Source organism: Chamaesiphon sp. OTE_75_metabat_556, from assembly GCF_031378165.1.
GTDB lineage: Bacteria > Cyanobacteriota > Cyanobacteriia > Cyanobacteriales > Chamaesiphonaceae > Chamaesiphon.
Window position 1 is genome coordinate 1 of record NZ_JANNDR010000137.1, and the last position, 7,714, is coordinate 7,714.

10 protein-coding genes are annotated in these 7,714 nt (G+C 46.8%); 4 read left to right on the forward strand and 6 right to left on the reverse strand.

What is annotated here, in order from left to right:
* Positions 1–32 precede the first annotated feature (32 nt).
* Both RMO27_RS23745 and RMO27_RS05855 read right to left on the reverse strand, forming a co-directional pair.
* Entirely contained in the window at positions 33–131 is a 99-nt protein-coding gene (locus RMO27_RS23745) for a hypothetical protein (protein ID WP_396133619.1), read from the reverse strand.
* Between the two features lie 105 nt (positions 132–236).
* A complete protein-coding gene (locus RMO27_RS05855) occupies positions 237–1,439 on the reverse strand; it encodes a phosphoglycerate kinase (RefSeq protein ID WP_309730407.1) in 1,203 nt (400 codons plus the stop codon).
* A gap of 231 nt (positions 1,440–1,670) precedes the next feature.
* Between RMO27_RS05855 and RMO27_RS05860 the strand changes: the two genes are divergently transcribed.
* A complete protein-coding gene (locus tag RMO27_RS05860) occupies positions 1,671–2,084 on the forward strand; it encodes a universal stress protein (RefSeq protein ID WP_309730409.1) in 414 nt (137 codons plus the stop codon).
* A gap of 211 nt (positions 2,085–2,295) precedes the next feature.
* Positions 2,296–2,910: a TetR/AcrR family transcriptional regulator gene (locus RMO27_RS05865; protein ID WP_309730412.1), complete on the forward strand. Its 615-nt coding sequence runs from the start codon at positions 2,296–2,298 to the stop codon at positions 2,908–2,910.
* A gap of 68 nt (positions 2,911–2,978) precedes the next feature.
* Here RMO27_RS05865 and RMO27_RS05870 read toward each other — a convergent pair whose 3' ends face one another.
* Entirely contained in the window at positions 2,979–3,386 is a 408-nt protein-coding gene (locus RMO27_RS05870) for a DUF4332 domain-containing protein (protein WP_309730415.1), read from the reverse strand.
* 96 nt (positions 3,387–3,482) lie between these two features.
* On the opposite strand from RMO27_RS05870, the gene RMO27_RS05875 reads away from it, so the two are divergent.
* Positions 3,483–5,153, forward strand: coding sequence for a rhomboid family intramembrane serine protease (locus RMO27_RS05875; protein ID WP_309730418.1), 1,671 nt, complete (start codon positions 3,483–3,485; stop codon positions 5,151–5,153).
* Positions 5,154–5,258: 105 nt separating this feature from the next.
* Positions 5,259–5,765, forward strand: coding sequence for a DUF1993 domain-containing protein (locus RMO27_RS05880; RefSeq protein ID WP_309730421.1), 507 nt, complete (start codon positions 5,259–5,261; stop codon positions 5,763–5,765).
* Positions 5,766–5,890: 125 nt separating this feature from the next.
* On the opposite strand, the gene RMO27_RS05885 is transcribed toward RMO27_RS05880, so the two are convergent.
* The 3 genes from RMO27_RS05885 to RMO27_RS05895 all read right to left on the reverse strand — a co-directional run.
* Positions 5,891–6,406 carry a tetratricopeptide repeat protein gene (locus tag RMO27_RS05885; protein ID WP_309730424.1) on the reverse strand — a complete coding sequence of 172 codons (516 nt, stop codon included), beginning with the start codon at positions 6,404–6,406 and terminating at the stop codon, positions 5,891–5,893.
* A gap of 50 nt (positions 6,407–6,456) precedes the next feature.
* On the reverse strand, positions 6,457–7,332 hold the full coding sequence (gene argB / locus RMO27_RS05890; protein WP_309730427.1) for an acetylglutamate kinase: 876 nt from the start codon (positions 7,330–7,332) through the stop codon (positions 6,457–6,459).
* Between the two features lie 188 nt (positions 7,333–7,520).
* Positions 7,521–7,714, reverse strand: a 194-nt coding sequence (locus RMO27_RS05895; protein WP_309730430.1) for a hypothetical protein, incomplete at its 5' end; no start/stop codon positions are given.

The following is a 7,714-nucleotide window of genomic DNA, read 5'->3' on the forward strand; positions in this document are numbered from 1 at the left end:
TCAGGAGTTCATGAAGTGCCAGATCTAATCAATTAACGATCCCAAATTTCGATGAATTGTCGATTGGGTAATTGTTCGGCGCAATACCAAAGTAGTTTATAGCATGTCAAAGTAGCAGTTGATCGAAACATCTCAATATCACTGGCGACTGAGATCGCTCATAAATATAGCCCTGACTTAACCAACAGCCAGGGCTATATTTATCAAAAAATTACGATCGAATCGCGATCTCGAAGTTACGCATTATCTAATGCTGCAATCCCAGGTAGAACTTTACCTTCTAGCAATTCTAAAGAAGCACCACCACCTGTCGAAATGTGGCTCATTTGGTCGGCCAGATTCGCTTTTTCGACAGCAGCAACTGAGTCACCACCACCGATAATCGTGATCGCACCAGTTTTGGAGATTTCAGCCAAGGTATTAGCGATCGCAAAAGTACCTGCAGCGAACTTATCCATCTCAAATACACCCATCGGGCCATTCCAAATTACAGTCTTACAGTCAGCTAAAGCTGTTTGGAAAACTTTAATCGAATCAGGGCCGATATCCAAGCCCATCCAACCATCGGGAATGTTGTTCACATTGACGATTTGAACATTTGCATCAGCAGCAAATTTATCAGCTACGACAACATCGGTTGGTAATAAAAATTCAACGCCTTTTTCTTTTGCTTTGGCTTCGAGCGCGCGCGCGAGATCTAATTTATCATCTTCAACGAGCGAATTACCAACATTCAAACCGCGTGCTTTGTAAAATGTGAAAATCATCCCGCCGCCGAGGAATAATTTGTCGCATTTGTCGAGCAGAGTTTCGATCACGCCGATTTTACTCGATACTTTAGAACCACCGACAATCGCTGCTAGTGGTTTTTTAGGACTCTCGATCGCGTTTTGGAGATATTCCAATTCTTTTTCGATCAAGTAGCCAGCCACCGAAGGACTCAGATATTTAGTAACGCCTTCTGTCGAAGCATGAGCGCGGTGAGCAGTACCGAATGCATCGTTGACATATAAGTCCGCGTTAGCCGCTAGCTTCTTGGCGAATTCGGGATCGTTTTTCTCTTCTTCGGGGTAGAAGCGGACGTTTTCCAGTAGTGCAACTTGTCCATTGCTCATCGCCGCGATTTGGCTGGCGACTTCATCACCGATGCAGTCCTTACATGCGACCACAGTTTGGCCTAATAGCTCCGACAACCGCTTGGCAACTGGTGTCAGGCGCAATTTCTCATCCACACCTTTGGGACGACCGAAGTGGCTGCTGAGGATCACTTTTGCACCCTTGCTAGTCAGATCTTTGATGGTGGGTAGCGCAGCCCGAATCCGGGTATCGTCGGTGATGTTACCCGCATCGTCTACAGGGACATTAAAATCAGCACGAACGAGAACGCGCTTCCCTGTGAGATCGGCAGCGGATAGACTGGCAATGGACTTCTTAGGCACTGGTGAAACTCCTTAAAAACGATCGTGGTTAATTTTGTTTTGATATAAAAGCTGAGAAAATTTAGTAATACCGAATATTTGTACTGTATTAAAGAAAACATTTAGCTCTGCCGTCTCATAATTCTACCGGAAAACCCGTGTAGATTTGTTACTAATCTCGATCGAGTTAGAGCTGCGGATCGAAAATAGGGTAGTAAGAGGATAAGAGCTACTATTATTTAGCCTCAGTATATGTTTAACAAAATTCTCTTTCCGCTCGATCGCTCGCGTGAAGCCCAAGAAGCAATTGCGGTCGCGATCGATCTGGTACAAAAATATCAAAGCAAGCTGATTTTATTGTCGGTCGTCGAGACGCCAGATTTAGACGCCGAAGTCCTCGAAGATCCGGTGATGCAGTCGCCAGAAGCGATCGACAGACTACTACACTCGGTGCAAGAGCTATTTGCCCAACGTGGGATCGCTGCTGAAATTATGCAGCGGGAAGGTAAGCCCGCGTTTACGATCTGTGATGTGGCTGACGAACTCAATGTCAATCTGATCGTCATGGGTAGTCGCGGCATCGGAGTGGATTTGGAACACGTCGCCGAAAGCGTCGCCAGTCGGACGATCTCGCTAGCACCATGTCCGGTGTTGATCGTTCCTTAGGTTTTAGGCTTTAGTAGGGAATATGGAAACAAGCATTCCCCGCTCCCAACTCTTCATGAAGAAACTTAAAGTTAAAAGCGATTTGTCGATCGCGATCGTAAACACAGGTAACTATCTCTAACGAACTGTAAAGCAACGAGCTAATCTACAATTCTATGAGCACAATGATGTAGGGATTCCATTTGTAGGCATTCGATCGTAGTGGGTATTTATGCAGATATTTCATAGCAAACAAAAACCGGAGCTAAATACCCATGACAAGATTCTCCAAGCAGCTCAAAAGCTATTTGCGCGTAACGGCTATGATGGTACAACAACCAAGGAATTAGCCGAAAAAGCCGGAATTGCTGAAGGCACTTTGTTTCGACATTTTACGAATAAAAAAGCAATCTTAGTTGAAGTCGCCACCAATGGCTGGATCGATTTGCTGACAGAGTTGTTAACGGAACTGAGTGAGATGGCTAGCTATGAAGCCATCTCCCATGTCATGTACAAACGGATGTTGCGGTTGGGCGATAACTATGACATGATGCGGGTCTGTTTTATGGAAGTCCAACTACATCAAGATTTACGCGATCGCATTCAGTCGGAAGTCGTGGAAAAAATGACCGATGTCGCCGAAGCATTTTTCCAAACAGCAATGGAGCGAGGTGTCTATCGACGGATGAATCCTCGCGTGATTGCCCAGGTATTTTTGGGGATGTTTGTCGTGGCTGGCTTTAGTCACGAAACAATTACCCAACCAGGTGCCAGCCCTCAGGACATGAAGGAAATGGCCGAAGGCTTGGCGGATATCTTTTTGAATGGAGTATTGGCGAAGAAATAGGCTTTAGGCTTTAGGCTTTAGGCTTTAAGACGCTTGCGTCTTTCTAAATCACCATTCACTCCCAACTATCAACTATCAACTATCGCCCCTGCTTGTTTTATCCAACCTTGAACTTGAGCGAGATTGGGGCAGAGATCGCGGCGTTGGAGGGTGGCAACGTGGAGTTTGAGTAGTTGTTGATGGATTTTGTGAGCGGGCATTTGAGATAGTTGTTTGACCGAAATTATCCCCGTATGCAGTAATAACCCGTTGTACTGACAGCCGACTCCGGCCAATCTCGCTAAATCGGCTAGGGCTAAGAGTTTATTGACGTATTGAATCTTGGCACCGAGACTAGCAGCTAACTGCTGTTTGGTCGCAGCATCTGGGGCGGCAGCGAGCAGTTGTCGGGTTGTGGTAATCCCCAATGTTTCGAGCAAGATGCGTTCGGGCTGACTTAAGCCAGGTAAATCGCCAATCGACCAATCACAAATCATGAGCAAGAGAGGGTGAGGGAATAGTCGATCGATAGCGAAGCTAGAGATTTAGCTAGTATAGTAAGTATCTACGTAAATATCGATGGTTCACGCCTAATGAATTTTACCAATATTGTTTTAGTACAGATTGCAATCTTTTACTGTTTGGCGATCTTACTACCGACATCGCGGAGTAATTCTAGCCTGAAAATTGCCGCGATCGTCGTGCTGATTATCTTATCAATGAGTTGGTATTATCAACCCGTTCTGATGATGAAGATCGGTATTGGGGTGTGGATTGGCTTAGTGTTATTTCCGATGATGATGCTGCGCCGACTAGAATCTCTAGTCCGTAATTCGCAATATTTAGCCGCCAGTAGACTCGCACGGCGGCTGAGGTGGCTGATACCGACAGATGGGATGTGGACATATCATCATTTGCTGGCTGGCATTGCGTTGGCGCAGGCGGGGCAATTGGATCTAGCGCACGCAATTTTTGATCGATATCAACCTGGCAATATTGCGGGTAAAAAATCGAGCAAACCAACCGATCTCAGTCGGTCTGCGACTGCTTTATTGTACCGTTCTACCGATCGCTGGCAGGAGTATATTGTGTGGATGCAGGAGCAAATGACCCAATTGCGATTGCCATCGAGCGAACTGGGAGTGGCATTGGGCAATCGCGGCATGATATTGGTCTATTACTTGCGGGCATTGGCGGAAACTGGAGATTTACGGCGATGTATCGCAGAGGTCGCTAAACTCGATCGTAGCGGTCAGATTAATAGTCAGTCGCTAAATATCCTCAAGATGTATGTTCTGGCCTACTGTGGGCGGGTAGAGGTGGTAGAGCAATCATGCCAAAGCCTGCTGGCAACAGAATCTGCGGATGTCCATCAATTTTGGATAAGTACGGCGGAGTTAGCCGCAGGCGATGTCGAGAACGCGACAGAGCAACTGATTCAACTTCGACACGAGACTCACGATAGCTGTATCGAGCAAGATATCGATTGGCGATTGTCCCAACCGTTACCAGATTTGGCCAAGCTCAATCAATTTGACTGGGAAGCTGTCGCCCAGATAGAAGCTACAGTCGGACAAGATGCCAGATATACCAGTCAGACACCGATCGATGCTGCAACTCCAGTTACCAATGCTTTAATTGCGATTAATATCTTAGTTTTCGGCGTGGAATTATTGTGGCAACTGAAAACTGGCAATCAAGATTTTAATACCAATTTGTGGGCTGGGGATAAAGATGCAACTTTCAATCTGTGGGGCGGGCTAACTGCTTCACTAGTTTTAGCCGGTCAATGGTGGCGGATTATTACGGCTAACTTTCTCCATATGGGCATCGTTCACTTGGGGTTGAATATGCTGGGCTTATTTTACCTGGGGAAATTTGTCGAACATCGTCTGGGTTCTGGGCGTTACCTGTTTGCCTATCTACTGGCCGGATTTGGTTCGATGGCGGCGATTGTCTATATCGATACGAAATTGATGATACCCAATACTACTGTCGGCGCTTCTGGCGCGATTATGGGGATGTTGGGGACGATGGGGGCGATTCACCTCAGTGGTTGGCGCAAATCTAAAGTCGCAGCAGCTCGGCAGCAATTTCAGACGGTATTATTTAGTGTCGTTTTACAATATGTCTTCGATCGTACCAATGGACATACAAGTATTGTCGGTCACTTTTCGGGGTTAATTATCGGATTTTTGGTGGGTCTGGTACTACTCCAATTTGGGACTAAAGATAAAGATCTACCGAGATTGCCATCAGCTTGAATTATTTCGGCCGTTTTCAACTCAAAGGTTGTGGAGGAGGATATTGAAAACCACCCAAATCGATAGATAATACGATCGAGCAGTCCTCAACCACAGCAATAAACCATGACTATTTCTATGTATCAGGCATCCGTGCCGCCAATCATTAGCTGCTTGCATAACCTGATTAATATCCTCGAAAAAGGTGCCGCTCATGCCGAAGCCCAAAAAATCGACCCATCGGTACTGATTAATAGTCGCTTGTCCCCTGATATGTACCCGTTGAGTAAACAAATCCAAATTGCCTCTGACATCACCAGAAGAGGAGCAGCTAGACTAGCAGGATTGGAAGCACCAGGGATGCCTGATGATGAGACAACTTTTACCCAATTAATCGATCGCCTTAAGCAGACAATCGCTTATTTAGAAACTTTAACTCCAGCTCAAATTGATGGCTCGGAGCAAAAGCAAATTACCCTACCGATGGGCAAACACTCGATCAAGATGGCCGGAATGCCTTATCTAATTTCGTTTATTTTGCCTAATCTCTATTTCCATGCCACAACTACCTATAATATTCTCCGACATTCGGGAGTAGAGCTAGGCAAAATGGATTTTCTTGGTAAACCATAGCCTTTAAGTCGTAGCGCAGCTCTGTGGGTACCCACAAGCTGCACCCCCACATTTCAATTGTGTAGGGGTCTCTCTTATGGCAGTGGTGTCAATTTAATGTCGGAGTCCAGAGGACAGTGCAAATTCTATCCCTTTGCCAGTAGCCACAACCCTCCGAGTGTCACCATTGTCAAGATCAGCGCGATTGAGATGAAATTATTATCCTGCGTATTGACTTGACTCAGATCGATCGGTGCGTAGCGTTCTTCTAGCGATAGTTTTTTTGGTGGCGGTGGTGAGATCGATCGATTATTTACCGCCACATTTCCCTTCCCATCTTCTAAATGCGATAAATCGGGAATCTTCGTCAGCCACTCATCTTTGCGCACCAAATCTGGAGCCTGCATGATATACAGCATCCTTTTACTAGCTTGCCGCGTATCGAGATTGGGATGGTTTGCGAGTTTCTGACACAGAGCTTTGGCTTCGCTCAGTTGCCCGGCAGCTTCAAAAGCAGTGACCAGCCACACCTGCACCTCGCCACCAAGCTGGGTATTCGGTTGGATTTGAGCGATAGCGGCAAGTAGATAACCGACAGCTTGGCGGTATTCACCGCGCTCGAAGGCAATTTGGCCGAATTGATAGTCAGTATCGAAAGTCATTTCGATTGTCGATGGGGAGGGAATTTGCTTGGCTCGATCGATTCGCCGCGTTAGCGAGTTGCTGACGACACAATCATCGAACCAGTACCATTATCGGTGAAAATTTCCAACAAGAGGGAATGCGGCAAGCGTCCGTCGATAATATGTGCTGCTTTGACCCCTTGAGCCAGACTGCGCACGCAACAGGTCAGCTTGGGAATCATCCCACCGCTGACGGTACCATCAGCAATCAACGCGCGTGCTCCCTGGATATCCAACTGACGAATGAGCGTACTGGGATCTTTGAAGTCGCGCATCAATCCAGGAGTATCAGTCATCAAGATCAGTTTTTCAGCTCCCAGTGCGGCAGCAATTTCACCAGCCACCGTATCGGCATTGATATTATAAGCCTGACCGTTATCGTCGGCAGCGACGCTCGACACAACGGGAATATAGCCGCTCTTGACCAGTGTATTGAGAATATCTACATTCACACTGCTCACCTCACCCACAAAGCCAATCCCTTCGCGACCGTCAGGACGGGCGACGATCAGATTACCATCTTTGCCACATAAGCCGACGCCATTACCACCAGATCGATCGATCAGTGAGACAATTTCTTTGTTCACTCGTCCGACTAAGACCATTTCGACGACATCCATTGTCGCCGCATCAGTTACGCGCAAGCCATCTTTAAATTGCGGTTCGATCCCCAGTTTTTCCAGCCAGCTATTAATTTCTGGCCCACCACCATGCACCAGCACCGGACGAATCCCCACGCAGGACATAAACACCAGATCTCTAACCACTCGATCCTTGAGGGCACTATCTTTCATTGCGGCACCACCATATTTAACCACCACAGTGCGTCCCGCAAATTTTTGGATATATGGTAACGCTTCACTTAAAACCCGCACGCGGGTGGCATCTTCGTTGGAGTGGGTCATGTGGTAGTGGTGGGAGTCTGGAAATGGATATTGAATCGCCAATATTCTACCAGTTTAGTTTGTATCGATTGCGATCAAGTTGTGGCGGGTTTCAACTAGAAGCCTGACGACTGGAAATCACCGCTAGTGTTGCAAAGTCTACAGCAGCAGGCTACTGAGCTATTATGCAGGAGCGGTTCGATCGAATGCTAAGAGCTACAATCCTTGATGGGGAAAGCTTGTACCCCTAATTGATAATAGACCTGATGGTAGTTAAACTGGGCTTGTCGGTTATCCAAAGACGATGAAGTCTTACCAGCCATATGAGTGTGCCGATCGGCATTACGATCAGGCTGCCAGTGTAGGTTCTGACTTTTCAGACATCCACTCATACCTGCGCACT